This window comes from Pedococcus sp. (assembly GCF_036554925.1).
Taxonomy (GTDB): domain Bacteria; phylum Actinomycetota; class Actinomycetes; order Actinomycetales; family Dermatophilaceae; genus Pedococcus_A.
The window spans coordinates 1-26,510 of sequence record NZ_DATBMI010000062.1 but is presented as its reverse complement, the minus strand read 5'-3'; the positions used below and the strand labels follow the sequence as shown (position 1 = coordinate 26,510).

Sequence of the window (26,510 nt, the reverse complement as noted above, 5' to 3'; positions counted from 1 at the left end):
GAGGCAGCGGTGCGCGGGGTGGGAGCATGGGCCCATGACCGCCGGCCGTCTGATGCTCCTCGACTCCGCAAGCCTGTACTTCCGCGCCTTCTTCGGTGTGCCGGACCAGCGCAGGGACACGTCGGAGCCGCCGACCAACGCCGTGCGCGGCTTCCTCGACATGATCGCGACGCTCGTGACGGCCCACCGACCCACGCACCTCGTGGCGTGCTGGGACAACGACTGGCGCCCACAGTTCCGGGTCGACGCCATCCCGACCTACAAGGCGCACCGGCTCGCGGACGGGAGCGGGCACGAGGAGGAGGTACCCGAGGCGCTCACCCCGCAGGTCCCGCTCATCCGCGACGCGCTGGCGGCTGTGGGGATCGCGCGGGTCGGCGCGGACGGCTACGAGGCGGACGACGTCATCGGCACGCTGGTGCACCAGGCCGCCGGACGCATCCCGGTCGACGTGGTCACGGGCGACCGGGACCTCTTCCAGCTCGTCGACGACGCGGCGGGGGTTCGGGTCCTCTACACGGGCAAGGGCGGCGTGCGCGAGCCCGACCTGGTCGACGAGGCCTTCCTGTCCGCCCGGTACGACGTGGCGTCGGGGCGTGCCTACGCCGACCTGGCGGTGCTCCGGGGAGACGCCAGTGACGGGCTGCCGGGGGTGGCCGGCATCGGGGAGAAGACGGCGGCCAAGCTCATCGCCCGCTACGGCGACCTCGCCTCGCTGCGGGCCGCCGTCGACGGCGGGGACCCGGAGATCAAGGGCGCCCAGCGGGTGCGGCTCGAGGCGGGCGCGGCCTACCTCGACGTCGCGCCCATGGTCGTCAAGGTCGCCCACGACGCACCCGTCCCGGAGGTCAGCGCCGCGCTGCCGCGCGAGGTCGCCGACCCCGACCTGCTCGGCCGCCTGGCCGACGACTACGGGCTGACCAACCCGTTCAAGCGGGTGCTCACCGCCCTCGACATCATCTGACGCCGGGTCAGTCGAGACGGTCGGCGGCCACCACGCCACGCATGACGGCGTCGACGGCCTTGCGAGCCGTCGCCCGCAGCGTGGGCTCCGGCGCGGCGTCGCCGATCTGGTCGAGCAGGTCGACGACCTGCTTGCAGCGGCGTACGAAGTCTCCCGCAGCCATGTCGTGGCCGCGCAGGACGGCGTCGAGGCGCTGGCCACTGGCCCAGCGGTGCATCATCCAGGCCATCCCGGCGTCCGGGTCTGCGGTGAGAGGCAGACCGAGGTCGCGCTCGCGGTCCTCGATCTCGGACCACACCCGGTTCATGCCGGCCACCGCCTCCGCGACCTCGTCGGTCGGCAGCCTGGGGTTGGGGTCGGCCTCGTCCCGGCGCGGCTCGTGGACGAGAGCGGACACCACGGCGGCCAGCTCTGCCGGGTCGAGGCGCTTCCACAGCCCGAGCCGGAGGCACTCGGCGGCCAGCAGGTCCTTCTCGGTGTAGAGGCGTCGCAGGGTCTCCCCCTGCGGGGTCACGCGCCGGCCGTCCTCCGACAGGTAGCCCGTCTCGTCGAGGAGGCTGCAGATCCGGTCGAAGGTCTTGGCCACGGAGTTCGTGCGGCCCTCGACCTTGCGCTGCAGCCCCACGGTCTCGCGCTTGACCCGCCACCAGCGCTCCGCCCACCGGGCGTGCTCCTCGCGGTCGGGGCACTGGTGGCACGGGTGCGCCCGCATCCGGCGGCGGAGGTCGTCGACGCGGCCCTCCTCCCCCGCGGCGGCCTCCCGGGCCCGTTTGCGAGGCGGCGGCTCGTGGGGCACGGCGATGCGCAGGCTGGTGGCGAGGTCGCGCCGTGACTTGGGGCTCTTGGCGTTGAAGTGCGGCGGCACCTTCACCCGGGTCAGGGCCTCGACAGGCTCGGGCACGTCGACGAGGGTGAGCCGGCGCACCTGCTTGTCCTCAGTCAGCACCGTCGGGGCAGCGGGCTCGCCCCGGTGGCTCTTGCTGGGCTGCACCACCACGGCGTAGCCCGCCCGACGGCCGGCCGGGATCCGGATCACGTCGCCGGTCCTGAGGGCCTCCAGGCTCAAGGCCGCCTCGGCCCGGCGGCTGGCCGCCCGGGCCCTGGCCCCCTCCTTCTCGAGGGTGCGGATCTCGTTGCGCAGCGCGGCATACTCGCGGAAGTCGCCGAGGTGGCACGTCATCGCCTCGGCGTACCCCTCGAGGCCCTCCTCGTTGCGCCGCACGGCTCGGGCCAGGCCCACCACTGCACGGTCCGCCTGGAACTGTGCGAACGACGTCTCGAGGATCTCGCGGGCCACGTCGCGGCCCACCTGCGCCACGAGGTTGACGGCCATGTTGTACGTGGGCCGGAAGCTCGACCTCAGCGGGTAGGTGCGGGTGGAGGCCAGGCCCGCCACGGCGAGGGGATCCATGCCCCGGTTCCACAGCACGAGGGCGTGCCCCTCGATGTCGATGCCCCGGCGTCCGGCACGGCCCGTCAGCTGGGTGTACTCGGCGGGGGTGATGTCGGCGTGGGTCTCGCCGTTGAACTTCACGAGCTTCTCGATGACGACGGTCCGCGCGGGCATGTTGATGCCGAGGGCGAGCGTCTCGGTGGCGAAGACGGCCCGGATGCGCCCCGCGGTGAACAGCTCCTCGACGATCTCGCGGAACGTCGGGAGCATGCCCGCGTGGTGGGCCGCGAAGCCGCGGGTCAGGCCCTCGACGAAGTCCCAGTAGCCCAGCACCGAGAGGTCCTCGTCGAGCAGGGCCTGCACCCGCTCCTCGACCAGCCGTCGGATCCGCTCCCCCTCCTGCTCGGGAACCAGCCGCATGCCGTCCTGGAGCAGCTGCCGCACCGCGGCGTCGCACCCGGCGCGGCTGAAGATGAACGTGATCGCCGGCAGCAGCCCCTCGCGGTCGAGCCGGGCCACCACCTCGGCCCGCGTGGCTCCCCCACCGGGTCGGCCACCGCCGCCGTCGCGGACGAACCCCCGCCCCCCGGGACCGCCCCCGGGGCCGCCCCCGGGGCCGCCCCCGGGGCCGCGGGAGCCTCTCCCGCGCCCGCCGCCACGTGCGCCACCCCGCGGCGCCCCACCGAGGCGGCCGTCGTCGAGGAACCGCCCGCGCTGCTCGAGCTGGCGGATCGCCCCGAGCAGCTCGGGGTTGACGCGCGTGGCGTCGAGCGAGGCGGTCGGAGCCGACGTCTCGTCGACGAACAGGTCGTGCAGGGTCTGGCCCACCATCATGTGCTGCCACAGGGGCACCGGCCGGTGCTCGGACACGATGACCTCATGGTTGCCGCGCACCTCCGCCAGCCACGCACCGAACTCCTCGGCGTTGCTCACCGTCGCCGACAGCGAGACGACCTGCACGTCCTCGGCGAGGTGGATGATGACCTCCTCCCACACGGCGCCTCGGAACCGGTCGGCGAGGTAGTGCACCTCGTCCATGACCACGAAGCCGAGGCCGCGCAGGGTGGAGGACCCGGCATACATCATGTTGCGCAGCACCTCGGTGGTCATGACCACCACCGGCGCCTCCCCGTTGATCGAGGAGTCGCCGGTCAGCAGGCCGACCTTCGAGGCGCCGTGGACGCGGACCAGGTCGTTGTACTTCTGGTTCGACAGGGCCTTGATCGGCGTGGTGTAGAACGCCTTCCGCCCGGTGGCCAGGGCAAGGTGGACGGCGAACTCGCCGACGATCGTCTTGCCCGCGCCGGTCGGCGCGGCCACGAGGACGCCCTTGCCGGCCTCGACCGCCTCGCAGGCGTGCACCTGGAAGTCGTCCAGGGGGAAGGCGAGGCCCTCGATGAAGGTGGTGAGCTGGGTCTGGGCCTGCTGCGCGCGGCGGGCAGCCTCCGCATAGCGCTCGGCGGGGGAAGACATGCCGTCAGGCTATGTCAGCCGAGCCCTCACGAGCGGCGCGGCGCGACGGGGGCGAGGACGGTCAGCGCCCCCGGAACCACCTCGACCGTGATCGGCAGTGGCGCGAAGCGCTCGCCGTCGGCGTACGCCACGATGCCGTCCGCCTCCAGCGTGACCTCCCGGCCGCGCAGCACCTCCACCGCGGGGTGGCCGAGGTGGGAGCCGCTGAAGACCTTGGGGAACACCTTGAGGAACTCGATGGTGCTCAGCTCGTGCAGGATCATCACGTCCGCGAGGCCGTCGTCGAGCCGCGCGTCCGGGCAGACCCGCATCCCACCCCCGTAGGACGGCCCGTTCGCCACGACCACGAGCATCGCGGCGGTCTGGTGGCGCACGCCGTCGACGGTCACGGCATACGGGATGGCACGGAAGAGCGGGAGCTCGCGGGCGATGGCGAGGTTGTAGCGCATCCTGCCCTTGGGCCAGGGCCAGGTGTTGGCCCGCTCGTTGACGAGGGAGTCGAACCCGGCACCCAGCACCCCGGCATACCAGTGGGTGTCGCCGGCGGCCGTGGTGTGGCGGACCGCGTCGATCTGGCGGGGCAGGCCAGTGGTGACGATGTCGGCCGCAGCGAGCGGGTCGTGCACCGGCAGCCCCAGGCCACGGGCGACGTCGTTGCCGGTTCCGGCCGCGATGATGGCCAGCGGGGTCTTGGTGTCCGCGCAGAGGTTCACGCCGAGGTTGACCATGCCGTCGCCGCCGGTGACGGCGAGCACGTCGATCCCCTGGGCGATCGCGCCCAGGGCCCGGTCGCGGGCCGCCCCGGCCGTCTCGTCGGAGAGGTCGAGCACCTCGTGACCGGCACTGCGCAGCCGGTGCGCCACCTCGATGCCGAGAGCTCCCCCGCGGTTCTTGCCCGACGTCGGGTTGACGACGAGGCCGATGCGCTTGCCCACGCGCGAACGCTACAGCGCCGAGGCCTGGTCGTCCGCCAGGTCGGCCCACTCGGGGCGCGCCTTGGAGCGGCGCCGGTCGATGAGCCACGCGACGCCGATCGCCGCGAAGTAGAGCACCACGAGCGGACCGGCGAGCAGGAACATCGTGAAGGGGTCGGGGGTCGGGGTCGCGACGGCCGCGAAGACGAAGATCACGAACACGGCCGGCCGCCAGGTCTTCAGCATGCCCCGCGCCGAGACCACGTGGGCGACGTTGAGCGCGACGAGGAAGACCGGGAGCAGGAAGGCCAGGCCGAAGACGACGATGAAGCGGGTGACGAACCCGAAGTAGTCCGAGGTCTGCTGGATGTTGGAGGCGCCCTCGGGGGTGAAGCCGTAGAGCAGGGTCAAGGCCTTGGGCATCGTGAGGTAGGCCATCCAGCAGCCCGCGAGGAACAGCGGGACGATGGCCGCGACGAAGGCCAGCGAGACGCGCTTCTCCTTCTTCGTCAGCCCCGGCACGATGAACGCCCACAGCTGGTAGAGCCACACCGGGCTCGACAGCAGCACGCCGACGAAGATGGAGATGCTGACCTGCTGCGAGAAGGCTGCCGTCGCGTTGCTGAAGTTCAGGCTGACGAGCTCGTTGCCGCTCGCCTCCTTGTAGGCGTAGAACGGCGCGGCCAGCCGGGCGTAGACCTGCGGGTAGTAGATCCAGCCGACCACCGCGCCGAGGGCGAGGGCCACCGCGGAGATGAACAGGCGGCGCCGGAGCTCGCGCAGGTGGTCGCCCAGCGACATCCGGCCCTCGGGGTTGCGGCGTCGTCGGCGGAGTGGGGCCATGCGTGGGCTGGCGGTGTCGGTGATCGGGTCGGGTGCTCGGTCGTCGGGACGCTCAGGCCACCGGGCCGGACTGGTTGTCCGTCTTCGGGCTGTTGTCCTCGCGGAGCGGGTGGGTGCCGGTCGCGCCGTCGGCGTTCTGGACGGTCTCGCCCTTGACGGTGTCCTGGCTGGCTGCGCTCTTGGTGTCGGTCTTCATCTCGTTGACCTCGGACTTGAAGATGCGCATGGAGCGGCCGACGCTGCGCGCGGCATCGGGCAGCCGCTTCCAGCCGAAGAGCAGGATGATCACGACCGCGATGATGATGATCTCGGGGGCGCCGATATTGGGCATGAAGGGTGCCTTTCCGTGGCGGTGGTGGTCTCAGGCGTCAGTCTACGTCGCGGGCCCAGCGCGGGAGCCGCTCGGCACGGCGCTCGGCGCGCTGTCGCCGCAGCTCTGCCCGGGTGGTCGTGCGGTGGTGCCGCAGGTCACGCGGGTCCTGGAAGACGGCCAGGGGCGGAGCCGGGGCCCGCTCCCCCAGCCGCTCCACCTGGGCCTCGAGGGCGGAGAGGGTCTGCGCGGCGCGCTCGGTCTCGGCGGTCAGCTCCTTGACCTGCCCCCAGAGCGCCCACAGCCGCCCAGCGAGGTACGCGCCCGCGATGACCACGAGCAGCGTCCAGATCAGTACCCACCACCACACGGTGCCCGACCCTACCCGTCCGCCGGCGTGGTGCCGGTGAGGCCCTCGTATGCCGCGAGGGCCTCCTGAGCGCCCGCCCTCACCTCGGCTGCCAGCTCGGCGGGCTCGAGGACGATCCCACGACCACCGAGGCGCCACAGCAGCCGGTGCAGCCAGAGCGTGTCGGCCGTGCGGAGCGTGACGGTCTGCGAGCCGTCGTCGTGCCGGTCCACGGAGTCCACGGGGTAGTAGTCGCTGACCCACGTGGCGCCGGGCAGCAGGCGCATCCGCACCACGAGGTCGTCCTCGCGCGGCACGAACGTGCCCGCGGTGAGGTCGCGCAGCCGGGCCTGCTCGGGCGGTGTGCCGTCGACGTCGAGGACGTCGAGCCGCTCGATGCGGTCCATGCGGAACAGCCGGGTGTCCTGGGCGCGGTGGCACCAGCCCTCGAGGTACCAGTGGGCGTCGAGGTTCAGCACGCGCATGGGGTCGACGTCGCGCTCGGTGGACTCGTCGCGGCTCGGCACGAGGTAGCGCAGGTGCACACGACGCCGCTGCTCCAGCGCGCGGCGGGCGCCCTCGAGCACCTGTGCCTCGACCGCGTCGTCGATGGCGACGTCGACCCGGGCCGCCGCCTCCGCGCTCGCGCCGGTGGCCTGCTCCAGCTTGGCCAGCGCGCGCTCGATGGCCTCCCGCTCACCGATCCCCGGCACGGCGGCCAGGGCACGCAGCCCCACCATGAGGGTCAGCGCCTCGTCGATGCCGAGCCGCAGCGGCCGGGCGATGGCATCGGCGTTGGTGACGAAGACCCGGCCGCCCTCCCACTGGGCGTCGATCAGCTCGTCGGGCATCTGGCCGTAGCCGCAGAGGAACAGCAGCCGCAGGTCGTCCTCGAGCTGCGCCTCCGACACCCCCAGCCCGGCGGCAGCCTCCGCGAGGTCGATGCCCTGCCGGTTGACCAGCCACGGCACCATCGTGAGCAGCCTCGCCAGCCGGGCGGTCGCCGACTCCGGCGGTTTCCTGGGCCCGCGTGCCGCGGCGCTCATGGGAGCTCCCCCTCTGTCGTCGCGCCGTGGGCCCCTGCGGCACCCTGCAGCCGGCGCACGACCGCTGCCACCACCTCGGACGGCTCGACGGCCAGCACGTCGGCCCCGAAACCGGTCACCTCGTCGGCCAGCGCCTCGGGGTCGGCGAACTCGACGTCGAGCACCGACCAGCCGGGGCCGTCGTCGTGCACCGCCAGGGCGCGACGCCGCAGCGACTGGCCGCGGCCCTCGCGGGCGCGCAGGGTCGCCCGCTGCGGCTCCTGCTCCCCCACGGTCCTGCGGATCAGGTCGCGCGGGCGGTGGTGTGCCGGGACGGCGAAGGCACCGATCCCCGGGAGGACCTGCACCGGGCCGGTGATCCGGGAGAGCCGGAAGACCCGCTCGGCGGCGCGGTCCAGGTCATGGCCGGTGAGGTACCAGCGGCCGTGCCACGACGCCAGCCCCCACGGCTGCACCCGCCGCCGGCGGACCTCCCCCTCACCGCCGGTGCGGTAGTCGAAGGCCACCTCCTGGCGCATCAGGACGGCGTTCTTGACCGCCTCGAAGGCCGGCTCGGTCGTCCTCAGCCGGGGCTCGATCCCGATGAGGGACTCGCTGTCGCGCTCGATGCCGGAGGCCTTGAGCTTGCGCAGGGCCTGCGCGGCGGGTCCGGCCAGGGACGCCTGCGCCCACGCCCGGCTGGCGAGGCCGAGGACGGCGAGCTCGTCAGGCTCGAACGCGATCTCCGGCAGCGCGTACTCGCGCTGGTCGATCCGGTAGCCGGTCTCGTCCTCCCAGAGGGTGCTGACGTCCTCGGTGACCAGCGGGATGCCGAGCTCGCGCAGCTCGTCCTTGTCTCGCTCGAACATGCGGTCGAAGGCCTCGTCGGACGCGGCGGAGCCGTACTGCGGGACGACCTCGCGGATCTTCGACTTCGGCAGCGGCCGGCGGGTGTACAGGAGGCAGAGGACGAGGTTGAGCAGCCGCTCGGTCTTGGCCGCGGGCCCTCCGTGGGCGGTCATGCGCGCTCAGCACTCCGATCTGCTCGAGGGGTGGCGGCTGGTCCGCCGAGCCGACGCTACCCGACGCGACACCGCTCGTGGCTAGTCTGCCTGTCGTGATGCAGTGGCGCGCCGGGACGGTTGAACGCGAGCTCCAGCGGTGGGCGGGAGCGGCGGTGTATGCCGTGCGGCTGGAGGGCGAGGACGCCGACGGCACGGTGAAGGCACTGGCCTACAGCGACGTGGTCGGCGCCCCCCACCCCGGGGACCGGGTCCTGCTGAACGCCTCTGCCCTGCTCCGCGGGCTCGGAACCGGCGGCCTGGCCTTCATCGTCGCCGTCCCCGACCGGCTCCCGCCCGACCCGCACCCGGGGCCGGGGCACATCGTCAAGGCCCGCTACACCCCCGAGCAGCAGATGTTCCTCGCCGTCGACGAGCAGGACAGCCCGCACCACTCCGCGCTGGCGTCGGCCGACGACCTGCGCGGGGTTCCCGTGGTGGTGGCCGACCTGCACTCGGCGCTGCCCGCGGTCGTCGCCGGCGTGCGCGCGGAGCACCCCACGGCCCGGGTCGCCTACGTCATGACCGACGGCGGCGCCCTCCCGGCCGCCTTCTCGCGGACCGTCTCCACGCTGCGCGCCGCGCACTGGCTGGCCGGCACGGTCACCGTGGGGCAGGCCTACGGAGGCGACCACGAGGCCGTCAACGTCCACACGGGCCTGCTGGCCGCCGTGCACGTCCTCGGGGCGGACGTGGTCGTGGTGGCCCAGGGGCCGGGCAACGTCGGCACGGGGACGCCGTGGGGGTTCTCCGGCACCGCCGCAGGCGAGGCGCTCAACGCCGCGCACGTCCTCGGCGGCCACCCCGTCGCCTCCCTGCGCGTCTCCGAGGGTGACGCCCGGCCACGCCACCGCGGGATCTCGCACCACAGCCGCACGGCATACGGGCGCGTCGCCCTCGTGCCGGCCACCGTGCCCGTCCCGGACCTCCCCGGCGAGATCGGGGAGCTCGTGGCCTCCCAGGCGCGTGCGCTCGCCGATGCCTCCGGCGGGCGGCTGCTGCTGGTCGACGTCCCGGTCGACGGCCTCGAGGACGCCCTGCGCAGAGCGCCGGTGCGGCTCTCGACCATGGGCCGCGGGCTGGACGAGGACCTCGCGGCGTTCCTGGCCGCGGCCGCGGCCGGCCGGTATGCCGCCCGCGCCGGAACGCACTGAGCCGCCCCGGCGGTGCGGGACGGCTCGGTGCGGGCGGGTGGGGCCGGTCAGGCCACGTCCACGAGGTCGACGACGAAGATCAGGGTCTCGCCCGGCTTGATGACGTTGCCGGCGCCGCGGTCGCCGTAGGCCAGGTGGGCGGGGATGGTCAGCTTGCGCCGGCCCCCGACCCGCATGCCCACGATGCCCTCGTCCCAGCCGCGGATGACCTGGCCGACACCGAGGCGGAACTCCAGCGGGGCGCCGCGGTTCCAGGAGGCGTCGAACTCCTCGCCGGTCGAGTGGGCCACGCCCACGTAGTGGGCCTTGATGGTGTCGCCCGCGCCGGCCTCGGCGCCGTCGCCGTCAGCGAGGTCCTCGATGACGAGCTCGGTCGGGGCCGCGTCGCCCGGGAAGTCGATCTCCGGCTTGGTGGTGTTGGGGTCGAAACCCATGGCAGTGCTCTCCTTCGCGAGGGGGTGGTGGGTCGTGCGGTGAGTGGGTCCTGAGGTGAGTGGGTCGTGCTCGTCAGGGGCTCAGTAGGCCGCGAGGATGTCGACGACGAACACGAGCGTGTCGGTACCGCTGATCTTCGGCGGTGAGCCGGCCGCGCCGTAGCCGTCCTTCGGCGGGACCACCATCAGCACCCGGCTGCCGACCTTCTTGCCGACCAGCTGGGTGTCCCAGGCGCTGATGACCTGCTTCTGGCCGATCACCGTCTCGAAGTAGCCCTCCGGCGCGTTCGCGCTGCTGTCGAAGTTCTTGCCGTCCTTCCAGAGAGCACCGGTGTAGGTGACCCGGATCGTCTGGCCGGCCTTGACCTCGGCGCCCTTGCCCTCGACGAGCAGCTGGCCGACCGTCGTGGTCGGCGGCTTCTGGCCCCGGGGGATGGTGATCGTGGCGGCCTTGCCCTCGGCCATCTTCACCGCCGGCAGGTCCTTGGGCGGGGTGACCGCCTTGCCCTCGGCGCCCTTGAGCGGCGTGGTCGCCGAGACGACGTCGAGCAGGAAGATGACCGTGTCGTCCCCGCCCACCTTGATGTTGGGGTTGCCCTGGGTGCCGAAGGCGTCCTTCGGCGGCATGGCCACGAGCACCCGCGAGCCGATCTTCTGGTTCGTCAGGCCCTTCTTCAGGCCCGGCAGCAGGTTCGTGTCGCCGAGGCTGAGGCCGAGGTTCTCCTTGCCGAAGTTGCTGTCGAGCTGGCTGCCGTCCTTGCCGTTGAGCAGGACGTACTTCAGGCTGACGATCTCGCTGCCCTTGACGGTCGCGCCGTCGCCCTCCTTCAGGACCCGCGTCTGCGTCTCGGTGACCTTCAGCGGCTTGGGCTTCACCTCGACCTTGGGTGCCTCCGTGGCGCTGCCGCCGGAGACGGTGGTCTGGTCGAGGGCGGTGGACTTCGACGCGCCGTCCCCGTCACCGCACGCGGTGAGGGCGAGGACGCCGAGGAGGGCAGCCGCCGAGACAGCGCGGATCCGTCGTTTCAGCACAAGGACTCTTTCGGTGGGAGGCAAAAGCAGCGTCCACCATAACCTCAGCGGCTGTGATCCCCCGACTCGGCGCTAGCCCGTCATGCCCTCGATGAGCCGCTCCACCCGTGCGTCCACCGAGGCGAAGGGGTCCTTGCACAGGACGGTGCGCTGTGCCTGGTCGTTGAGCTTGAGGTGCACCCAGTCGACGGTGAAGTCGCGGCGGTGCTCCTGCGCGGCGCGGATGAAGTCCCCGCGGAGCCGCGCGCGGGTCGTCTGCGGCGGTCTGGTCTTCGCCTCGAAGACCTCCGGGTCGGTGCAGACCCTCGCGGCTCGCCCGTGCTTCTGCAGCAGGTAGAACAGCCCGCGCTGGCGGTTGATGTCGTGGTAGGCGAGGTCGAGCTGGGCGATCCGGGGGTGCTCCAGGGGCAGCCGGTGCTTCTCGGCGTACCTCGTGATCAGCCGGTGCTTGATCACCCAGTCGATCTCGGTCTCGACGAGCGAGAGGTCGCCGGACTCCACCGCGCGCAGGGTGCGCTCCCAGAGGTCGAGCACCTGCTTGTGGATCGGGTCCTCGAGGCCCTCCCGGTCGGCGAAGGCCTGGGCCCGCTCGAGGTACTCGCCCTGGATCTGGAGGGCGGACAGCTCGCGGCCGTTGTGGAGCCGGACCGTCTTGCGGCCGGTCATGTCGTGGCTCATCTCGCGGATCGCCCTGATGGGGTTCTCCAGGGTGAGGTCGCGCATCACGACGCCGGCCTCGATCATCCGCAGCACCAGGTCGCACGAGCCGACCTTGAGCATCGTCGTGGTCTCGCTCATGTTCGAGTCGCCGACGATGACGTGCAGCCGGCGGTAGCGCTCGGCGTCGGCGTGCGGCTCGTCGCGGGTGTTGATGATCGGCCGCGACCGGGTCGTCGCCGAGGACACGCCCTCCCAGATGTGGTCGGCGCGCTGGCTCACGCAGTAGGTCGCCCCCTTGGAGGTGGAGACGACCTTCCCAGCCCCGCAGGTGATCTGCCGGCTCACGAGGAACGGGATGAGGACGTCGGAGAGCTGCTGGAACTCCCCCGCACGGCCGACGAGGTAGTTCTCGTGGCAGCCGTAGGAGTTGCCCGCGGAGTCGGTGTTGTTCTTGAAGACGTAGATCTCACCCTGGATCCCCTCCTCGGTGAGGCGCTCCTGGGCATCGGCGACCAGGCCCTCGAGGATCCGCTCCCCCGCCTTGTCGTGGACCACCAGCTGGCGGACGTGGTCGCACTCCGGGGTGGCGTACTCCGGGTGCGAGCCGACGTCGAGGTAGAGCCGCGAGCCGTTGGAGAGGAAGACGTTGGACGACCGCCCCCAGGACACGACCTTGCGGAAGAGGTAGCGGGCCACCTCGTCCGGGGTGAGACGGCGCTGACCGTCGAACGTGCAGGTGATGCCGTACTCGTTCTCGATCCCGAAGATCCGGCGGTCCATGCCCACCACTCTAGGCCGCCGGAGGCCGCGGTACGGGTGACTTGGGCGCCCGATAAGTCTGGAATCATGTGCCGCATGCCCGATCTCGCGGCCCGCCAGCCCGAGTCACCGACCGCCCCGGGGCTCGTCTCCTCGATCGGTGACGTGACGCGGCACACCCAGAGCATCCTCGAGCGCGCCCAGCGCCATGCCGACCAGCTGCGCACCGAGGCCGACGCCGAGCTCGCCCGGGCGCGCGAGGACGCCGCCCGGCTCCGGTCCGAGGCCCAGGGGCTGCACGATGCCGCGGCGGCGCTCCACGACGACGCGGCGCGGGTGCGCTCCCGGGCAGGTGAGGTCCTGGCCGAGGCGCAGTCCGACGCGGAGGCGCTGCTCGCGGATGCCGCCGAGCAGGCCGCCCTGATCACCGCCAGCGCCACCCGCACCAGCGACGAGGCGGTCGCCCAGGCACGGGAGGAGGCGGCCGCGCACCGCCACGCGGCGGATGCTGACGCGATGCGGCTGCGCAGTGAGGCCGAGGCCGAGCACGACCGCCTGCTCGAGGGCGCCGCCGCGCAGTCCGCAGCGCAGCGCGCCCGCCTCGAGGAGGAGGTCGCGGCGCGAGGGGCCGAGGCCCGGGCCCTGGTCGAGGCCGCGAGGGCCGAGGCGGAGCAGCTGCGGGACCAGGCGAGGCAGGAGGCCGAGCGGGTCGGCGCCGAGGCCGCGGCCACCGCCTCCCACGCCACCGTGGAGGCGGCCAGGGCGCTCGCCGAGGCCCGGCAGGACGCCGACCGGCTGCGGGAGCAGGCCCGCGCGGAGGCCGGTGCCCGGACCGAGGAGGCCTCGCGGCGGGCCGAGGAGACCCTCGCCGAGGCGGCCGCCCACATGACGTGGGGTCAGGAGACGGTGCGGCAGCTCGTGTCCCAGACCGAGACCGAGGTGCGGCGACAGCGCCGCGCGAGCCACCGGGAGCTCGCGGCCCGGGCGCGCCAGCGGCGGCAGGCCATCCAGAGCGCCCTGGCCCGGGCCACCCACCGGGCCAGGGCCGAGCTCGGCGACGCCCGGGCCGAGGCCGAGCGGCTGCGCGCCCAGGCCGAGGCCGTCCTGGCCTCCGCGGACGCCGCGGCAGCACGCTGCGAGCAGCTCGCGACGGAGCGTGCCGAGCGCATCGTCGCCGACGCCCGGGAGACCGCGGAGACCATCACGGCCCGCGCACAGCGAAGGATCGACGACGCGGAGCGCGGCGCCCGGCTCGTGCGCGAGCGCACCGCCACCGAGGTCGAGCGGCTGCAGCGCGACACCCACCAGAGCAGCCGGGCCGCCCGGGCCGAGCTGATCCGCGTGACCGAGGAGGCCCGCGCCGACGCCGACCGCATCCGCGAGGAGGCGCGCACGATGCTCGAGCGGGCCCGCGCCGAGGTGTCGGTGCTGGCCGGCCGGCGTGAGGACATCACCCGCCAGCTCGGTCACCTGTCGGGCGTCATCGAGGCCCTGGCCGTGCCCGAGAGCCCCGCCGCCCGGCGCGCCGACACACCCCCGACCCTTCCCGCAACCACCCACGACGAAACGGAACAGCACACGCCATGACCCAGACGCCCAGCTTCCGCACCGTCCTGCGGGGCTACGACCCCGGCGACGTCGACCAGCGCTTCAGCGAGCTCTCCAGAGCCCTGGTCGCCGCCCGCCAGGAGGCGGCCGACCGCACGGTCGAGCTGACCCAGCTCCAGCAGGCCAACACCCGTCTGAAGGAGGGCCAGGCCGACCTCGAGCGGCGCCTGGGCGAGCTCGAGGACTCCCAGCGCCGGGCGGCCGCGCCGTCGTTCGCCGACCTCGGGGAGCGCATCGGCACGATCCTCAGCCTCGCCGACGAGGAGGCCGACGAGATCCGGCGCTCGGCGGTGGAGGACGCCAGGGCCCTCCGGGGCAGTGCCACCACGGAGGTCGACGAGAGCCGTCGCTCCGCCGAGCGCTACGCCACGGAGGTGCGTGGCTCGGCCGAGGCCGAGGCCGCCCGGGTCGTGGAGAAGGCCCGTCAGCAGGCCGACGCCCTGCTCGACGACGCCGACCGCGAGGCCTCGGCCCGTCGCGAGGAGGGCGAGGCGTTCTACGAGAGCCAGCGGGCCAGGGCGGCGGCCGCCGCGGCGGACTTCGAGGCGACGCTCGGCGCGCGGCGCGAGAGCGCCGCCGAGGAGTTCGCGAGCCAGATGGCGGTCCACGAGCAGGCCCTGGCCGAGGCGGAGCAACGGGCCGCCTCGCTCGCAGCCGAGTCCGAGAGCGCCCACCGGCAGGCTCGCACCGAGGCCACCACCCTGCTGGACAGCGCGCGACAGGAGGCCGAGGGCCTCGTCGCCGCCGCCCGCGAGAAGGCGGAGCGGGTTCGCCGGGAGTCCGAGCGCGAGCTGGCCGCTGCCACCGCACGGAGGGACAGCATCACCGCGCAGCTGAGCAACGTGCGCCAGATGCTCTCCACCCTGGGGGGTGCCCCCATGGTCGAGCACCTGGTCGGCGACACCGAGGGTGCTGCACCGACGGCGGCACCGCCCAAGGGCGAGCCAGGTGCCGACGGCGCGCCGGCGGCCGGCTCCACGCGTGGCGCCGAGGCCTCGAAGGAGGACGACAGCACGCAGCAGCCCGAGGGCGAGCAGCAGCCCGACGAGGCGGACGAGACGGGCAGCAAGGGCGACCGGAAGCAGCGCAGCGGCACCGCCGCTACGCGCTGAGCGAACTCGGCTGGCGGGCGGCTCGGCGGCGGTGTTCAGTGCCTGCATGAGACTGCTGGTGCTGGGCGGGACGCAGTGGCTCGGGTCGACGGTGGCCCGGAAGGCCGTCGCGCGTGGCCACGAGGTGACGGCCCTGGCGCGCGGCGTGTCGGGCCACGTTCCCCCCGGCGTCACCCTCGTGCGGGCGGACCGGGGCGAGCCCGGCGCGTACGACGCGGTGGCGGACGCCGAGTGGGATGCCGTCATCGACGTGGCGCGCCAGCCGGGCCACGTGCGCGGCGCGCTGAGCGCCCTCGGCGAGCGCACGGAGCACTGGGTGTTCGTCTCCTCGTGCTCGGTGTATGCCGCCCATGACACCCCCGGCGCGGACGAGTCGGCCGCGCTGCTGCCCGCCCACCCGGGCGACACCGCCCCGCCAGAGTCCTACGGCGAGGGCAAGGTGGCCTGTGAGGGTGCGGTGGCGGCCCACCGCGCCGGGGGCAGCTACCTCATCGCCCGCGCCGGGCTCATCAGCGGTCCCGGCGACCACACCGACCGCACGGGCTACTGGCCGCTGCGGTTCGCCCACCCCGCCACCGTCGACGGCGCGGTCCTGGTGCCCGACCAGCCCGGCTTGGCGACCCAGGTCATCGACGTCCGCGACCTTGCGGCGTGGCTCGTGACGTCCGCAGAGACCCGGCAGGCCGGCACCTTCAACGCGGCCGGCGACGTCGTCCCCCTGGCAGAGCACCTGGACTGCGCGCGCCGGGTCGCAGGCCATGACGGGCCGGTCGTGCCGGCCGCCCCGGACTGGCTCGCCGAGCAGGGCGTCCAGGAGTGGGCCGGAGAGCGGTCCCTGCCGTTGTGGTTGAGCACCCCGGGCTGGGAGGCCTTCATGGCCCGGGGCACCGGCGCCGCCCGGGCGGCTGGGCTGGTCCCGCGACCGCTCGAGGACACCCTGCGGGACACCCTGGTGTGGGAGCTGGCCGCCGGCCCGGGGCGCCCGAGGAAGGCAGGGCTCCTGCCGGCCGACGAGCAGGCCCTGCTGCGGGCCCTGCGCTCGCCCTCGGACTCCTGACACATCCCCGAGCGGTCGGGTGTGGGGCGGGAGGCCATACGCGCACGCGAGGCGCTGCCGTAGCGTCGCCGGCATGCGGGGGCCCCGGACCGAGCGCGTCGCGGTCGCGGGCGGTGACCTGGTCGTCCACCTGCTCAACCGGGCCCCCGTCGGCGCCCCCACGCTCGTCGCCCTCCACAGCATCTCCTCCAACGGGCTGTCCTGGCAGCCCGTGGCGGACCTCCTCGAGGGCGAGGTGGGCGTGGTGGCCCCGGACATGCGCGGGCGGGCCGAGAGCGCCGGGCTGCGCTCCGGCGGGCTCGCCGACCACGCGGCCGACGTGCTCGCCATCGCGGACCACTTCGGGCTGGCGCGCCCCCTGGTGTCGGGCCACTCGATGGGCGCCTTCGCCGCCGTCCTCGCGGCCGCCACCTACCCGGAGCGCACCGCGGCCGTCGTCCTCGTGGACGGCGGTGTGGCCTTCCCGACCCCGAGCACGGCCGAGGTCGACGCCGTGCTCGCCTCGGTGATCGGCCCCGCGATGGACCGGCTGCGGATGACCTTCGAGGACGAGCACGCCTACCTCGACTACTGGCGCTCACACCGCGGTCTGGCGCCCTACCTGCACGGACCCGGCAGCGGGTACCTGCGGGCCTTCCTCCTGCACGACCTCGTCGGCGCGAGCGGTGCGCTGCGGTCCTCGAGCTCCCTCGAGTGCGTGCGCGCCGACTGGGGCGACATGACCTCCGACCCCGCCACGCTCGCCGCGGTCCACGCACTCCAGTGCCCCGCTCACCTGCTGTGGGCGAACCGGGGGCTGCTCGACGAGCCGCAGGGCCTCTACACGACCGAGCGCCTCGAGGCCGCGCGGCTGCCTGACGACATCGCGGTGACGCAGCTCTCCACCAACCACTACGGCACGCTCCTCGAGCCCCATGCCGTCGTCGAGGTGGCCCGCGCGATCAGGGACCTGGCTCCCCTCGCCCGGTAGCCGCACCCGCGTGAGCTCGCGGGCGACGAGGTCGTGCTGGGCTCGTCTCGGTCGTTCCATCATCCGGACGGGACCCCCGGCGCCCTCCGGAATAACGGCATGTTGGGTATCGGCAAACCTGCCGTTACCCACATGTGCTGAAAGGACCAGGGCCCATGGCGACCCTCCGACTGGGCGACGACGCGCCCGACTTCACCGCCGCGACCACCGAGGGCGAGCTCTCCTTCCTCGAGTGGAAGGGCGACAGCTGGGCGGTGCTGTTCAGCCACCCCGCCGACTTCACCCCCGTGTGCACCACCGAGCTGGGGCGCGTCGCCGCCCTGCGCGAGGAGTGGGCCAAGCGCAACACGAAGGTGATCGCCGTCTCCGTCGACGCCCTCGAGGACCACGTGGCCTGGAAGCCGGACATCGAGGCGGTCGGTGGCACGCCGGTGGACTACCCGATCATCGCCGACCCCGACCACACGGTCGCCGCGCTCTACGACATGATCCACCCCGGCGCGGGAGACACCTCCCCCGTGCGCTCGGTCTTCGTGATCGACCCCGCCGGGAAGGTCCGCCTCACCATCACGTACCCCAAGACGGCCGGGCGCAACTTCGACGAGGTGCTGCGCGCCCTCGACAGCCTCCAGGTCACCGACTCCGGCCCGTTCTCGACGCCGGCCGACTGGCAGCCGGGCGAGCGCATCATCGTGGCACCCACGCTGAGCACCGACGAGGCACGCGCCCGCTTCAGCGACGTGGAGGAGGTTCGCCCCTACCTCCGCTTCGTCCGGGAGCCCGCCTCCGCCTGAGCGGGCAGACCACGCAGGCGTGCCGTGGTCGCACCGGGTGTGGCCCACGGCACCCCTGCGCGTGGTCCGTGAGGCGCGGCCTCAGTCGCCTTCGGGCTCCGAGGTGCCCTCCGCCCGCTGGGTCTGCGGGTTGGTCGACGCGTCCCGCGGCGCGTCGCCGGTCAGCACGTCGTGGTGCCCCGGCGTCGCGTCGTCGGCCACCGGCGCGTCACGGGTCGGGTCGTCGCGGTTGAGCAGCGCGGTGAGCAGGCGGCCGCCGATCCGCCGGAACGTGCGTCGCGGACGCTCCCGGTCCAGGACGGCCACCTCGAGCTGGCCCGCGGTCAGGGTGCGGGGCGCACCGCCCGCTGGGTCCTTGCCCAGCAGCTCGACCGCGAGCGAGAGTGCGTCGGCCAGGCTCAGGCCCGGGCGCCAGCGGTCCTTCAGCGCGGCCTCGATCTGCTCCCCCGCGCCGCCCATGGCCACGAAGCCGTGCTCGTCGGCGACGGAGCCGTCATAGGTCAGCCGGTAGATCTGGTCGGTCTCCGGGCTCTCACCCACCTCGGCCACCACGATCTCGACCTCGTACGGCTTGGACTCCTGGGTGAAGACCGTGCCGAGGGTCTGCGCGTAGGCGTTGGCGAGACCGCGGGCGGTGACGTCGATCCGGTCGTACGAGTAGCCACGGAGGTCGGCGTAGCGGACCCCGGCCACCCGGAGGTTCTCGAACTCGTTGTACTTGCCGACCGCTGCGAAGGCGATGCGGTCGTAGATCTCCGAGACCTTGTGCAGCGCCCGCGACGGGTTCTCCGCGACGAAGGCGATGCCGCGGTCGTAGCCGAGCACCACCACCGACCGCCCGCGGGCGATGCCCTTGCGGGCGTAGTCCGCCCGGTCCTTCATCAGCTGCTCGGGCGAGACGTAGAACGGCATGCTGGTCATCGGGCACCCCCCGGGTTGCCGTTGCGGCCGGAGATGACCTGCTCGACCACCACCTGCAGGGCGTCGTGGTGGAGGAAGCGCACGCCGTCGAGGTCGACGACGGCCACGGACGGCCAGATGCGCCGGCCGACGTCGGGCCCGCCCGTCGCGGAGTCGTCGTCGGCGGCGTCGTAGATCGCCTCCACGGCCACGGCGATGCCCTCGTCGGCGGACAGGCCGGGGCGCCACGTCTTCTTCATCGCCCCCCGGGCGAAGAGCGAGCCCGAGCCGACGCTGTGGTGGTCCTTCTCCTCGTAGCAGCCACCGGTGACGTCGTAGGAGAAGATCCGGCCCTGGCCGCGGTCGAGGTCGTACCCGGCGAAGAGCGGCACCACGGACAGGCCCTGCATCGCCATCGCGAGGTTGGCCCTGATCATCGAGGCCAGCCGGTTGGCCTTGCCCTCGAGCGAGAGGAGCGTCCCCTCGATCTTCTCGTAGTGCTCGAGCTCGACCTGGAACAGCTTCACGAGCTCGATGGCGATGCCCGCCGTGCCGGCGATGCCGACGGCGGAGTACTCGTCGGCCGCGAACACCTTCTCCATGTCGCGGTTGGCGATGATGTTGCCCATCGTCGCCCGGCGGTCGCCGGCCATCACCACGCCACCGTCGAACGTCACCGCAGCGATGGTCGTGCCGTGGGGGGCCTCGAAGGCGCCCCCCGGTGGGAGCGGTCGGCGTGACGGCAGCAGGTGGGGCGCGTGCGCGCCGACGAACTCGGTGAAGGACGACGAGCCGGCGGCGAGGAACGCCGCCGGCAGCCGTCCAGCGTCAGGTCCGAGGCTCACTGGCCGCCCTTCTGGACGAAGCCGCGCACGAACTCCTCCGCGTTGGACTCGAGCACCCCGTCGATCTCGTCGAGGACGGTGTCGATGTCGCTGTCGAGGTTCTCCTTGCGGGCGCTGGCCTCCGGCGACGCCGGGGTGGGCTCCGGCGCCTCGTCGGGCGCGTCGTCGCGGCGCTGCGGCCGGCTCTGCTCCTGGCTTGGCATCTCGTGACCTCCGTCTGTGTCCCTGCTGACGACCCTAGTGCGACCCTAGCCCGATGCCGACGCCAACTCGCGAAGAAGGGCGGCGGCATCCACACTTCGGTCGAGCAACGGCCCGACACTCTCCCGAGTGCCCCGCAGCGGCTCGAGCATCGGGACCCGCTGGAGTGACGAGTGCCCCGGCACGTCGAAGATCACCGAGTCCCACGAGGCGGCGGCGATCTGGTCGGGGTACTTCGCGAGGCACTTGCCCCGGAAGTACGCCCGGGTGTCCGTGGGTGGTTCGTGCACGGCGTGCAGCGCCTCCTCGTCGGTGACGAGCTCCTCGAAGCGGCCGGCGGCCCGCAGCCGGTGGAACAGACCCTTGTCGGGCCGCACGTCCGACCACTGGATGTCGATGGCCTTGAGCCGATGGTCGGTCCACTCCAGCCCGTCCCTGTCGATGTAGCCCTGCAGCACCTTCAGCTTGGCGACCCAGTCCACCTCGCGGGCGGCCTCCATCGGGTCCCGCTCGAGCCGCTCGAGCACCAGGGCCCACCAGCGCATGACCTCTGCCGTGTCGGGGTCGAGCTCCCCACCGTTGCGGCTCTGGAGGTAGCGGTCCGCCAGCTCGTGGTAGCGCCAGAGCAGCTGGACGGCGGTCAGGCGGGTGCCGTCGCGCAGCTCGATGACCTCCTGGCACGTCGGGTCGTGGCTCACCTGGTGGAGGGTGTGCACCGGCCGGTTCACCGTGAGGTCGACGTCGAGGAAGCGGTCCTCGATCATCGCGAGCACCAGGGAGGTCGTCCCGAGCTTGAGCAGGTTGGCGACGTCGCAGTGGTTCGCGTCACCGATGATGACGTGCAGCCGGCGGTAGAGGTCGGCGACCGCGTGCGGCTCGTCGCGGGTGTTGACGATCGGCCGCTTCAGGGTGGTCTCGAGCCCGACCTCCACCTCGAAGAAGTCGCTGCGCTGGCTGATCTGGAAGCCCGCGGTGCGGGAGTCCTGGCCGATCCCGACCCGGCCCGAGCCGCACATCACCTGGCGCGCGACGAAGAAGGGGATCAGGTGGCGGACGATGTCGCTGAACGGCGTCTCGCGCCGCATCAGGTAGTTCTCGTGGGTGCCGTAGGACGCGCCCTTGCCATCGGTGTTGTTCTTGTAGAGGTTCACCCCGGGCGGCACCTGCGAGAGCCGGCGCACCGACTCCCGCATGATCAGCTCCCCCGCGCGGTCCCAGGCGACCGCCGCCCGCGGCGAGGTCACCTCGGGTGAGCTGTACTCGGGGTGGGCGTGGTCGACGTAGAGCCGTGACCCGTTGGTGAGCACCACGTTGGCCAGCGAGGGGTCGTCCTCGTCGGTGAGCTGGCTCGCGTCAGCGGCGGCACGGCCCATCTCGAAGCCCCGCGCGTCACGCAGGGGGGCCTCGTCCGCGTAGTCCCACGAGGCGTGTGCCGCTCGGATGCCCTGCGCCGACGCGTAGGCGTGCACCACCTGGCCCGACAGGAGCATGGGGTTGGCGGCGGGGTCGCCGGGCACGGAGATGCCGTACTCGGTCTCGATCCCCATCACGCGGCGTACCGTCATGCCTGAACCCTAAGCGCCCGGGACGGCGCCGCGCGGCGGGACCGCGCCCCGGGGCCCTGTAGCGGGGGCGGACCCCGACCACCATGATGGGCCGATGCGCCACTCCCCCGTCGCGATGTCGCCCGTCACCGCCGGGTTCACCGCCCTGATGAGCCGGCTGCGCACGCCGGTGGAGACCCTCGACCTCGCCGAGATCCAGGCCGGGCGCGGGTTCGCCTACCCAGCCAGGCCACCGTTCACCTGGGTCACCGGGACGGTCGACCCCGTGGTCGGGATCACCTACGGCACGGCGCCCGCGCGCGACGGGTACGAGGTCCCCCTGCGCATCTACCGGCCCCGCGAGGCCCGCGACAGCGAGACCGACATCCCGGTGGTGGTCTTCCTCCATGGCGGCGGCTGGGTCCAGGGCAACGTCGTGGCCTACGACCCCCTCTGCACCCACCTCGCGCGGAGGGTCCGGGCCGTGGTGGTGAGCGTCGACTACCGGATGGCACCGGAGCACAAGGCGCCCGCCGCGGCACACGACTGCATCGACGCCACCCGGTGGGTCGCCGGGCACGCAGCGGTGCTGCGCGCCGACACCTCCCGCCTGGCGGTCTGCGGCGACAGCGCCGGCGGCAACCTCGCGGCGGTGCTCGCGCAGGCGGCCCGCGACGAGGGCGGCCCCCGGATCCTGCACCAGTCGCTCGTCTACCCCGCCACCGACCTCACGCTCGCCTCGCCGTCGATCGACGAGCACGCCGACGCCCCCATGCTCACCCGGGCGAACATCCTGGCCTTCCGCCGCCACTACCTGCCCGAGGGCGCCGACCTCACCAGCCCCGTGCTCTCACCGCTGTTCGGCGACCTCGCCGGGCTCCCACCAGCGCTGATCCAGACCGCGGACCTCGACCCGCTGCGCGACGACGGCCTCCGCTACGCCGATGCCCTCCGGGCCGCAGGGGTGCCGACGCGGCTGACGAACTACGTCCGGGTCCCCCACGGCTTCGCGTCCTTCCCCGGGGCCACGCCGATCGGTGCCCAGCACCGCGCCGAGCTGGTCCACGAGCTGAGGTCCCACCTGTATGCCGCCGGGGGCGACGGCGCGCCTCCGCCCCGTTAGTCTGCGAGGAGCAGCCGCCCTGAGCCCCCGAGGAGTCCCATGCGCGACATCGTCGTGTTCTCCGGCAGCGCCCACCGTGAGCTCGCCCGGCACATCTGTGCCGAGCTCTCCGTCGACCTCGCCCCCTCGGAGACCAAGCGCTTCAGCAACGACTGCCTGCAGGCGCAGCTGCTCGCCAACTGCCGCCAGCGCGATGTCTACATCGTGCAGCCGCTGGTGCCACCGACCCAGGAGCACCTCATGGAGCTCCTCCTCATGATCGACGCGGCCCGTGGGGCGTCGGCCGCGCAGATCACGGCCGTCATCCCGCACTACGCGTATGCGCGCTCTGACAAGAAGGACGCCTCCCGCATCTCGCTGGGGGGACGGTTGGTGGCCGACATGCTCGTGGCCGCCGGCGTGGACCGCGTCCTCACGATGACGCTGCACGCGCCCCAGGTCCACGGGTTCTTCTCCGTGCCGGTCGACCACCTCACTGCCATCGGAGTGCTCGCCGAGCACTTCCGCGACCACGACCTGACCCGGGCCGTGGTCGTCTCGCCAGACCTCGGCAACGCCAAGACCGCCACCCAGTTCGCCCGGCTGCTCGGCCTGCCCGTCGCGGCCGGCAGCAAGCAGCGGCTGGGCGACGACCGGGTCGTCATCGACTCCATCGTGGGCGACGTCGAGGGCAGGCGCGCCATCATCCTCGACGACGAGATCGCCACCGGCGGCTCCATCGTCGAGCTGCTCGACCGGCTCGCCGAGCGGGGGTGCACCGAAGCCGCCGTCGCCTGCACGCACGGGCTCTTCGCCGGTCCGGCGGTCGAGCGCCTGCGCGACCACCCGCACATCAGCGAGGTCGTCACCACCGACACCGTGCCCGCGCCGGCACGCTGGCCCGAGCTGCGGGTGCGCTCGGTCGCCGGCCTGTTCGCGGAGGCCATCTCGCGCATCCACGCCGGGGAGTCGGTCAGCAGCCTCTTCGACGGAGTCGACCCCACGCACGCCCCGCCGCACCCCACGCTCTTCGACAGGGTGCGCGCGTGACCGCTGGCCCCCACGCCCCTGCCCGCACCACGGGGGTCGGGGCCGCTGCTTGCGCCGACGGCGCGGCGATCCTGCTCTTCGCGGCGCTCGGGCGCAGCAGCCACTCCGAGGGGCTGAGCGCGGCGGGCGTGCTGCAGACGGCCTGGCCGTTCCTGGCAGGGGCGGGTGCCGGCTGGCTCATCGCCCGCGCGAGCGCAGGTCAGTGGCCGCTGTCCCCTCGCGGCGGCGCGGTCGTCTGGGTCGGCGCGGTGGCGGGCGGAATGCTTCTTCGGCGGCTCACGGGTGCGGGCACCGACCCGGCGTTCGTCGTCGTCGCGACGGTGTTCCTCGGCGCCGCGCTGCTCGGGTGGCGCGCCGCGGCGATGGTCCTCCGGCGGCGCTGAGGGGCGGGCCCGAGCGGCTGGCCTGTCAGGCTGCGGCGCTGGCGGCGCAGGAGGCGGTGGCGACCCACATCGGGCCGGCGTTGGTCTGGACGACCTGACGGATGACACGGTAGGTGGAGCCATCCCACGTGAACTCGTACCCCGGGCGGATCTCGCGGTGCAGCGGGTACCGCTTGCCGTCACGAGTGCCTCCGGTGCAGAGGGCGTATCGAGGGATCATGCAATGAGCGTAGGTCCGTCGATCCGGTTGCCCGCGGATCCTTACCGTTCCCTGACCTGGGCAAGATCGAAAAGTTACACGCGTTCACGAGGCATGGTGCCCTATGCCCGGATCTGCGCTAAATGTCCCTCGCGAGACTTCTCGCCGGCCACGGTGCCCACTCCCGGCGGCCGCGCCGCACGCCCAGAGCCCGTGCCTCCCCCGGCGTGTGCCACACGGTGGACGTGGTCGCGCCGAAGCGTTGCTCGACCCGCACGCGCCGCAGCCCGCTGACCCGCTCGGTGCCGCCCCCTGTCACGTCGTCGATCACCTGTTCGAGCTCGCCCAGGGCCTCGGCAAGGTCGGCGTCGCAGGCGTCGCAGGTGCACGCCGGGACACCGAACCAGTGCGGACTGGTCGTCCGGCACATCAGGGTCGGGACCTCGGTGATCGCCACCTCCAGCACGGCCGCCGAGCGGCGTGCGGGCGTGAGGACGAACACCTCACGGATTCCGGCCACGCGTGCGTCATCGGGCCATGGCTGCCGCAGGTCGAGCTCCGAAGGCCGGCCGCGGCGCACGCGGACCTCGAACTCGCCGGCAAGGCGCTGCAGGCGCCTGGACACGTCGGCGGGCAGGCCGGCATACACCTCGGAGAGATCGCGGGTGACCCGCGAGTAGGCCACCTCCGGTGGCCCCTCGCGCCCCCAGCGCAACCCCATCCAGCGGATCCCGGCGTCGAGAGGGATGGGCTAGAGGTACTGGCCGGTGTTGGCGACGTTGTCGATCGAGCGGCCCGGCTCCGTGCCGGACTTCCCGGTGATGAGGGTGCGGATGTAGACGATCCTCTCGCCCTTCTTGCCCGAGATGCGCGCCCAGTCGTCGGGGTTGGTGGTGTTCGGGAGGTCCTCGTTCTCCTTGAACTCGTCGACGCAGCTCGCGAGCAGGTGGTCCACCCGGATGCCGTGCTGGTTCTGAGTGAGGAAGTCCTTGATGGCCATCTTCTTCGCCCGGTCGACGATGTTCTGGATCATGGCTCCGGAGTTGAAGTCCTTGAAGTACAGGACCTCCTTGTCGCCGTTGGCGTAGGTGACCTCGAGGAAGCGGTTCTCCTCGATCTCGGAGTACATCCGCTCGACCGCCGCGGTGATCATCGCGTCGACCGTCGCCTGACGGGACCCCCCGTGCTCGGAGAGGTCGTGCTCGTGCAGGGGCAGGCTCGGCACGAGGTACTTGGAGAAGATGTCGCGGGCGCTCTCGGCGTCGGGGCGCTCGATCTTGATCTTCACGTCGAGGCGGCCCGGGCGCAGGATCGCGGGGTCGATCATGTCCTCGCGGTTGCTCGCCCCGATCACGATGACGTTCTCGAGGCGCTCGACGCCGTCGATCTCCGAGAGCAGCTGCGGCACGATCGTCGTCTCCACGTCGGAGGAGACACCGGAGCCGCGGGTGCGGAACAGGCTGTCCATCTCGTCGAAGAAGACGACCACAGGGGTGCCGTGGGAGGCCTTCTCACGCGCCCGCTGGAAGATCAGCCGGATGTGCCGCTCGGTCTCGCCGACGTACTTGTTGAGCAGCTCGGGGCCCTTGATGTTGAGGAAGAACGACTTGCCGACCGGCTTGCCCTCCTTCTCGGCGACCTTCCTGGCCAGGGAGGCTGCGACCGCCTTGGCGATGAGGGTCTTGCCGCAGCCGGGCGGGCCGTAGAGCAGGACGCCCTTGGGCGGCTTGAGCTGGTGCTCCTTGAAGAGGTCCGGGTGGAGGTAGGGCAGCTCGACGGCGTCACGGATCGCCTCGATCTGCCCGGCCAGGCCGCCGATGTCCTCGTAGTCGATGTCCGGGACCTCCTCCAGGACCAGCTCGGAGACCTCGGCCTTGGGGATCCGCTCGTACACGAAGCCGGACCGGGGCTCGAGCATGAGCGCGTCACCGACGCGGATCGGCTCGCCCTCGAGCGACTCGGCGATCCGGCACACGCGCTCCTCGTCGGCGTGGGCCACCACGAGCACCCGGTCGCCGCCGAGGAGCTCCTTGATCATGACGACCTCGCCGGTGCGCTCGAAGCCGCAGGTGGCCACGACGTTCATGGCCTCGTTGAGCCGCACCTCGCGGCCCGCGGAGAGCTCGGCGGGGTCGACCGCGGGGCTGACCGCCACGTGCATCTTGCGGCCGCCCGTCAGGATGTCGACCGTCGCGTCGTCGTAGGACTCCATGACGATGCCATAGGCCGCCGGCGGCTGGGCCAGCCGGTCCACCTCGCTCTTGAGGGTGACGATCTGCTCGCGCGCCTCCTTGAGCGTGCGCACCAGTCGCTCGTTCTGGGAGGAGATGGTGGCCAGGTTGGACTGCAGCTGGAGCACCTTGGTCTCGAGCTC

27 protein-coding genes are annotated in these 26,510 nt (G+C 72.8%); 10 read left to right on the top strand and 17 right to left on the bottom strand.

Features of this window, described 5'->3' with window-relative positions; translation table 11 throughout:
- Positions 1 to 34: 34 nt before the first annotated feature.
- Complete coding sequence (locus VIB11_RS05110) at positions 35 to 964, top strand: 5'-3' exonuclease (RefSeq protein ID WP_332028996.1); 930 nt, start codon at positions 35 to 37, stop codon at positions 962 to 964.
- Between the two features lie 7 nt (positions 965 to 971).
- Here VIB11_RS05110 and VIB11_RS05105 read toward each other — a convergent pair whose 3' ends face one another.
- Genes VIB11_RS05105 through VIB11_RS05075 form a run of 7 tightly spaced genes read right to left on the bottom strand, consistent with a single transcriptional unit; the run spans position 972 to position 8,293 of the window.
- A complete protein-coding gene (locus tag VIB11_RS05105; RefSeq protein ID WP_332028994.1) occupies positions 972 to 3,830 on the bottom strand; it encodes a DEAD/DEAH box helicase in 2,859 nt (952 codons plus the stop codon).
- Positions 3,831 to 3,856: 26 nt separating this feature from the next.
- The gene (locus VIB11_RS05100; RefSeq protein WP_332028992.1) at positions 3,857 to 4,765 is read right to left on the bottom strand and encodes a diacylglycerol/lipid kinase family protein; all 909 of its coding nucleotides are present in this window, start codon (positions 4,763 to 4,765) and stop codon (positions 3,857 to 3,859) included.
- 9 nt (positions 4,766 to 4,774) lie between these two features.
- The gene (tatC, locus tag VIB11_RS05095; RefSeq protein ID WP_332028990.1) at positions 4,775 to 5,587 is read right to left on the bottom strand and encodes a twin-arginine translocase subunit TatC; all 813 of its coding nucleotides are present in this window, start codon (positions 5,585 to 5,587) and stop codon (positions 4,775 to 4,777) included.
- A gap of 52 nt (positions 5,588 to 5,639) precedes the next feature.
- Positions 5,640 to 5,918, bottom strand: coding sequence for a Sec-independent protein translocase subunit TatA (tatA, locus tag VIB11_RS05090; RefSeq protein WP_332028988.1), 279 nt, complete (start codon positions 5,916 to 5,918; stop codon positions 5,640 to 5,642).
- A 37-nt stretch (positions 5,919 to 5,955) separates the two neighbouring features.
- Positions 5,956 to 6,267, bottom strand: coding sequence for a hypothetical protein (locus VIB11_RS05085; protein WP_332028986.1), 312 nt, complete (start codon positions 6,265 to 6,267; stop codon positions 5,956 to 5,958).
- 11 nt (positions 6,268 to 6,278) lie between these two features.
- Entirely contained in the window at positions 6,279 to 7,292 is a 1,014-nt protein-coding gene (locus tag VIB11_RS05080; RefSeq protein WP_332028985.1) for a WYL domain-containing protein, read from the bottom strand.
- Positions 7,289 to 8,293, bottom strand: a complete 1,005-nt coding sequence (locus tag VIB11_RS05075) for a helix-turn-helix transcriptional regulator (protein WP_332028983.1) — start codon at positions 8,291 to 8,293, stop codon at positions 7,289 to 7,291. The genes VIB11_RS05080 and VIB11_RS05075 overlap by 4 nt, the downstream gene beginning before the upstream one ends.
- A 95-nt stretch (positions 8,294 to 8,388) precedes the next feature.
- Here VIB11_RS05075 and VIB11_RS05070 point away from each other — a divergent pair, with 95 nt between their 5' ends.
- Positions 8,389 to 9,486: a DUF3866 family protein gene (locus tag VIB11_RS05070; RefSeq protein ID WP_332028981.1), complete on the top strand. Its 1,098-nt coding sequence runs from the start codon at positions 8,389 to 8,391 to the stop codon at positions 9,484 to 9,486.
- A gap of 47 nt (positions 9,487 to 9,533) precedes the next feature.
- Here VIB11_RS05070 and VIB11_RS05065 read toward each other — a convergent pair whose 3' ends face one another.
- The 3 genes from VIB11_RS05065 to pafA all read right to left on the bottom strand — a co-directional run bounded on the left by VIB11_RS05065 (position 9,534) and on the right by pafA (position 12,392).
- Positions 9,534 to 9,920 (bottom strand): FKBP-type peptidyl-prolyl cis-trans isomerase, encoded by a 387-nt coding sequence (locus VIB11_RS05065; RefSeq protein ID WP_332028979.1) that lies wholly within the window; start codon positions 9,918 to 9,920, stop codon positions 9,534 to 9,536.
- An 81-nt stretch (positions 9,921 to 10,001) separates the two neighbouring features.
- Complete coding sequence (locus VIB11_RS05060; protein WP_332028977.1) at positions 10,002 to 10,952, bottom strand: FKBP-type peptidyl-prolyl cis-trans isomerase; 951 nt, start codon at positions 10,950 to 10,952, stop codon at positions 10,002 to 10,004.
- A 72-nt stretch (positions 10,953 to 11,024) separates the two neighbouring features.
- The gene (gene pafA, locus VIB11_RS05055) at positions 11,025 to 12,392 is read right to left on the bottom strand and encodes a Pup--protein ligase (protein ID WP_332028975.1); all 1,368 of its coding nucleotides are present in this window, start codon (positions 12,390 to 12,392) and stop codon (positions 11,025 to 11,027) included.
- Between the two features lie 75 nt (positions 12,393 to 12,467).
- On the opposite strand from pafA, the gene VIB11_RS05050 reads away from it, so the two are divergent.
- The 5 genes from VIB11_RS05050 (at position 12,468) to VIB11_RS05030 (ending at position 17,912) form a co-directional block, all read left to right on the top strand.
- Complete coding sequence (locus tag VIB11_RS05050) at positions 12,468 to 13,958, top strand: hypothetical protein (RefSeq protein ID WP_332028973.1); 1,491 nt, start codon at positions 12,468 to 12,470, stop codon at positions 13,956 to 13,958.
- Positions 13,955 to 15,091, top strand: a complete 1,137-nt coding sequence (locus tag VIB11_RS05045) for a hypothetical protein (RefSeq protein WP_332028970.1) — start codon at positions 13,955 to 13,957, stop codon at positions 15,089 to 15,091. The genes VIB11_RS05050 and VIB11_RS05045 overlap by 4 nt, the downstream gene beginning before the upstream one ends.
- Positions 15,092 to 15,137: 46 nt before the next feature.
- Entirely contained in the window at positions 15,138 to 16,148 is a 1,011-nt protein-coding gene (locus tag VIB11_RS05040; RefSeq protein WP_332028968.1) for an NAD-dependent epimerase/dehydratase family protein, read from the top strand.
- A gap of 73 nt (positions 16,149 to 16,221) precedes the next feature.
- Positions 16,222 to 17,118: an alpha/beta hydrolase gene (locus VIB11_RS05035; protein WP_332028966.1), complete on the top strand. Its 897-nt coding sequence runs from the start codon at positions 16,222 to 16,224 to the stop codon at positions 17,116 to 17,118.
- A 155-nt stretch (positions 17,119 to 17,273) separates the two neighbouring features.
- Positions 17,274 to 17,912: a peroxiredoxin gene (locus VIB11_RS05030; protein WP_332028964.1), complete on the top strand. Its 639-nt coding sequence runs from the start codon at positions 17,274 to 17,276 to the stop codon at positions 17,910 to 17,912.
- Between the two features lie 81 nt (positions 17,913 to 17,993).
- Here VIB11_RS05030 and prcA read toward each other — a convergent pair whose 3' ends face one another.
- The 4 genes from prcA to dop are packed head-to-tail and all read right to left on the bottom strand — an operon-like array spanning position 17,994 to position 21,423.
- Positions 17,994 to 18,833: a proteasome subunit alpha gene (gene prcA, locus VIB11_RS05025; RefSeq protein ID WP_332028962.1), complete on the bottom strand. Its 840-nt coding sequence runs from the start codon at positions 18,831 to 18,833 to the stop codon at positions 17,994 to 17,996.
- A complete protein-coding gene (prcB, locus tag VIB11_RS05020) occupies positions 18,830 to 19,657 on the bottom strand; it encodes a proteasome subunit beta (RefSeq protein ID WP_332028961.1) in 828 nt (275 codons plus the stop codon). The genes prcA and prcB overlap by 4 nt, the downstream gene beginning before the upstream one ends.
- Positions 19,654 to 19,860, bottom strand: coding sequence for a ubiquitin-like protein Pup (locus tag VIB11_RS05015; RefSeq protein ID WP_332028959.1), 207 nt, complete (start codon positions 19,858 to 19,860; stop codon positions 19,654 to 19,656). Before VIB11_RS05015 ends, prcB begins: the two co-directional genes overlap by 4 nt.
- Positions 19,861 to 19,905: 45 nt before the next feature.
- Positions 19,906 to 21,423 carry a depupylase/deamidase Dop gene (gene dop / locus VIB11_RS05010; protein WP_332028957.1) on the bottom strand — a complete coding sequence of 506 codons (1,518 nt, stop codon included), beginning with the start codon at positions 21,421 to 21,423 and terminating at the stop codon, positions 19,906 to 19,908.
- A 94-nt stretch (positions 21,424 to 21,517) separates the two neighbouring features.
- Here dop and VIB11_RS05005 point away from each other — a divergent pair, with 94 nt between their 5' ends.
- Genes VIB11_RS05005 through VIB11_RS04995 form a run of 3 tightly spaced genes read left to right on the top strand, consistent with a single transcriptional unit; the run spans position 21,518 to position 23,937 of the window.
- On the top strand, positions 21,518 to 22,525 hold the full coding sequence (locus VIB11_RS05005; protein ID WP_332028955.1) for an alpha/beta hydrolase: 1,008 nt from the start codon (positions 21,518 to 21,520) through the stop codon (positions 22,523 to 22,525).
- Positions 22,526 to 22,564: 39 nt separating this feature from the next.
- On the top strand, positions 22,565 to 23,554 hold the full coding sequence (locus tag VIB11_RS05000; protein WP_332028953.1) for a ribose-phosphate pyrophosphokinase: 990 nt from the start codon (positions 22,565 to 22,567) through the stop codon (positions 23,552 to 23,554).
- The gene (locus VIB11_RS04995; protein ID WP_332028951.1) at positions 23,551 to 23,937 is read left to right on the top strand and encodes a DUF3054 domain-containing protein; all 387 of its coding nucleotides are present in this window, start codon (positions 23,551 to 23,553) and stop codon (positions 23,935 to 23,937) included. Before VIB11_RS05000 ends, VIB11_RS04995 begins: the two co-directional genes overlap by 4 nt.
- 25 nt (positions 23,938 to 23,962) lie before the next feature.
- Here VIB11_RS04995 and VIB11_RS04990 read toward each other — a convergent pair whose 3' ends face one another.
- The 3 genes from VIB11_RS04990 to arc all read right to left on the bottom strand — a co-directional run bounded on the left by VIB11_RS04990 (position 23,963) and on the right by arc (position 26,495).
- A complete protein-coding gene (locus VIB11_RS04990; RefSeq protein WP_332028949.1) occupies positions 23,963 to 24,157 on the bottom strand; it encodes a hypothetical protein in 195 nt (64 codons plus the stop codon).
- Positions 24,158 to 24,275: 118 nt separating this feature from the next.
- A complete protein-coding gene (locus VIB11_RS04985) occupies positions 24,276 to 24,857 on the bottom strand; it encodes a DUF6226 family protein (RefSeq protein WP_332028947.1) in 582 nt (193 codons plus the stop codon).
- A gap of 30 nt (positions 24,858 to 24,887) precedes the next feature.
- Entirely contained in the window at positions 24,888 to 26,495 is a 1,608-nt protein-coding gene (arc, locus tag VIB11_RS04980; protein WP_332029065.1) for a proteasome ATPase, read from the bottom strand.
- Between the last annotated feature and the right edge of the window lie 15 nt (positions 26,496 to 26,510).

What these genes read in the sequence shown, in the direction of transcription:
- dop (WP_332028957.1), bottom strand. Translation starts at nt 21,423, where the DNA reads ATGACGGTACGCCGCGTGATGGGGATCGAGACCGAGTACGGCATCTCC.
- VIB11_RS05035 (WP_332028966.1), top strand. Translation starts at nt 16,222, where the DNA reads ATGCGGGGGCCCCGGACCGAGCGCGTCGCGGTCGCGGGCGGTGACCTG.
- VIB11_RS05000 (WP_332028953.1), top strand. Translation starts at nt 22,565, where the DNA reads ATGCGCGACATCGTCGTGTTCTCCGGCAGCGCCCACCGTGAGCTCGCC.
- VIB11_RS05065 (WP_332028979.1), bottom strand. Translation starts at nt 9,920, where the DNA reads ATGGGTTTCGACCCCAACACCACCAAGCCGGAGATCGACTTCCCGGGC.
- VIB11_RS05040 (WP_332028968.1), top strand. Translation starts at nt 15,138, where the DNA reads ATGAGACTGCTGGTGCTGGGCGGGACGCAGTGGCTCGGGTCGACGGTG.
- VIB11_RS04990 (WP_332028949.1), bottom strand. Translation starts at nt 24,157, where the DNA reads ATGATCCCTCGATACGCCCTCTGCACCGGAGGCACTCGTGACGGCAAG.
- VIB11_RS05075 (WP_332028983.1), bottom strand. Translation starts at nt 8,293, where the DNA reads ATGACCGCCCACGGAGGGCCCGCGGCCAAGACCGAGCGGCTGCTCAAC.
- VIB11_RS05080 (WP_332028985.1), bottom strand. Translation starts at nt 7,292, where the DNA reads ATGAGCGCCGCGGCACGCGGGCCCAGGAAACCGCCGGAGTCGGCGACC.
- tatA (WP_332028988.1), bottom strand. Translation starts at nt 5,918, where the DNA reads ATGCCCAATATCGGCGCCCCCGAGATCATCATCATCGCGGTCGTGATC.
- VIB11_RS05015 (WP_332028959.1), bottom strand. Translation starts at nt 19,860, where the DNA reads ATGCCAAGCCAGGAGCAGAGCCGGCCGCAGCGCCGCGACGACGCGCCC.
- VIB11_RS05030 (WP_332028964.1), top strand. Translation starts at nt 17,274, where the DNA reads ATGGCGACCCTCCGACTGGGCGACGACGCGCCCGACTTCACCGCCGCG.
- VIB11_RS05050 (WP_332028973.1), top strand. Translation starts at nt 12,468, where the DNA reads ATGCCCGATCTCGCGGCCCGCCAGCCCGAGTCACCGACCGCCCCGGGG.
- tatC (WP_332028990.1), bottom strand. Translation starts at nt 5,587, where the DNA reads ATGGCCCCACTCCGCCGACGACGCCGCAACCCCGAGGGCCGGATGTCG.
- VIB11_RS05005 (WP_332028955.1), top strand. Translation starts at nt 21,518, where the DNA reads ATGCGCCACTCCCCCGTCGCGATGTCGCCCGTCACCGCCGGGTTCACC.
- prcA (WP_332028962.1), bottom strand. Translation starts at nt 18,833, where the DNA reads ATGACCAGCATGCCGTTCTACGTCTCGCCCGAGCAGCTGATGAAGGAC.
- VIB11_RS04985 (WP_332028947.1), bottom strand. Translation starts at nt 24,857, where the DNA reads ATGGGGTTGCGCTGGGGGCGCGAGGGGCCACCGGAGGTGGCCTACTCG.
- pafA (WP_332028975.1), bottom strand. Translation starts at nt 12,392, where the DNA reads ATGGACCGCCGGATCTTCGGGATCGAGAACGAGTACGGCATCACCTGC.
- VIB11_RS05110 (WP_332028996.1), top strand. Translation starts at nt 35, where the DNA reads ATGACCGCCGGCCGTCTGATGCTCCTCGACTCCGCAAGCCTGTACTTC.
- VIB11_RS05105 (WP_332028994.1), bottom strand. Translation starts at nt 3,830, where the DNA reads ATGTCTTCCCCCGCCGAGCGCTATGCGGAGGCTGCCCGCCGCGCGCAG.
- VIB11_RS05045 (WP_332028970.1), top strand. Translation starts at nt 13,955, where the DNA reads ATGACCCAGACGCCCAGCTTCCGCACCGTCCTGCGGGGCTACGACCCC.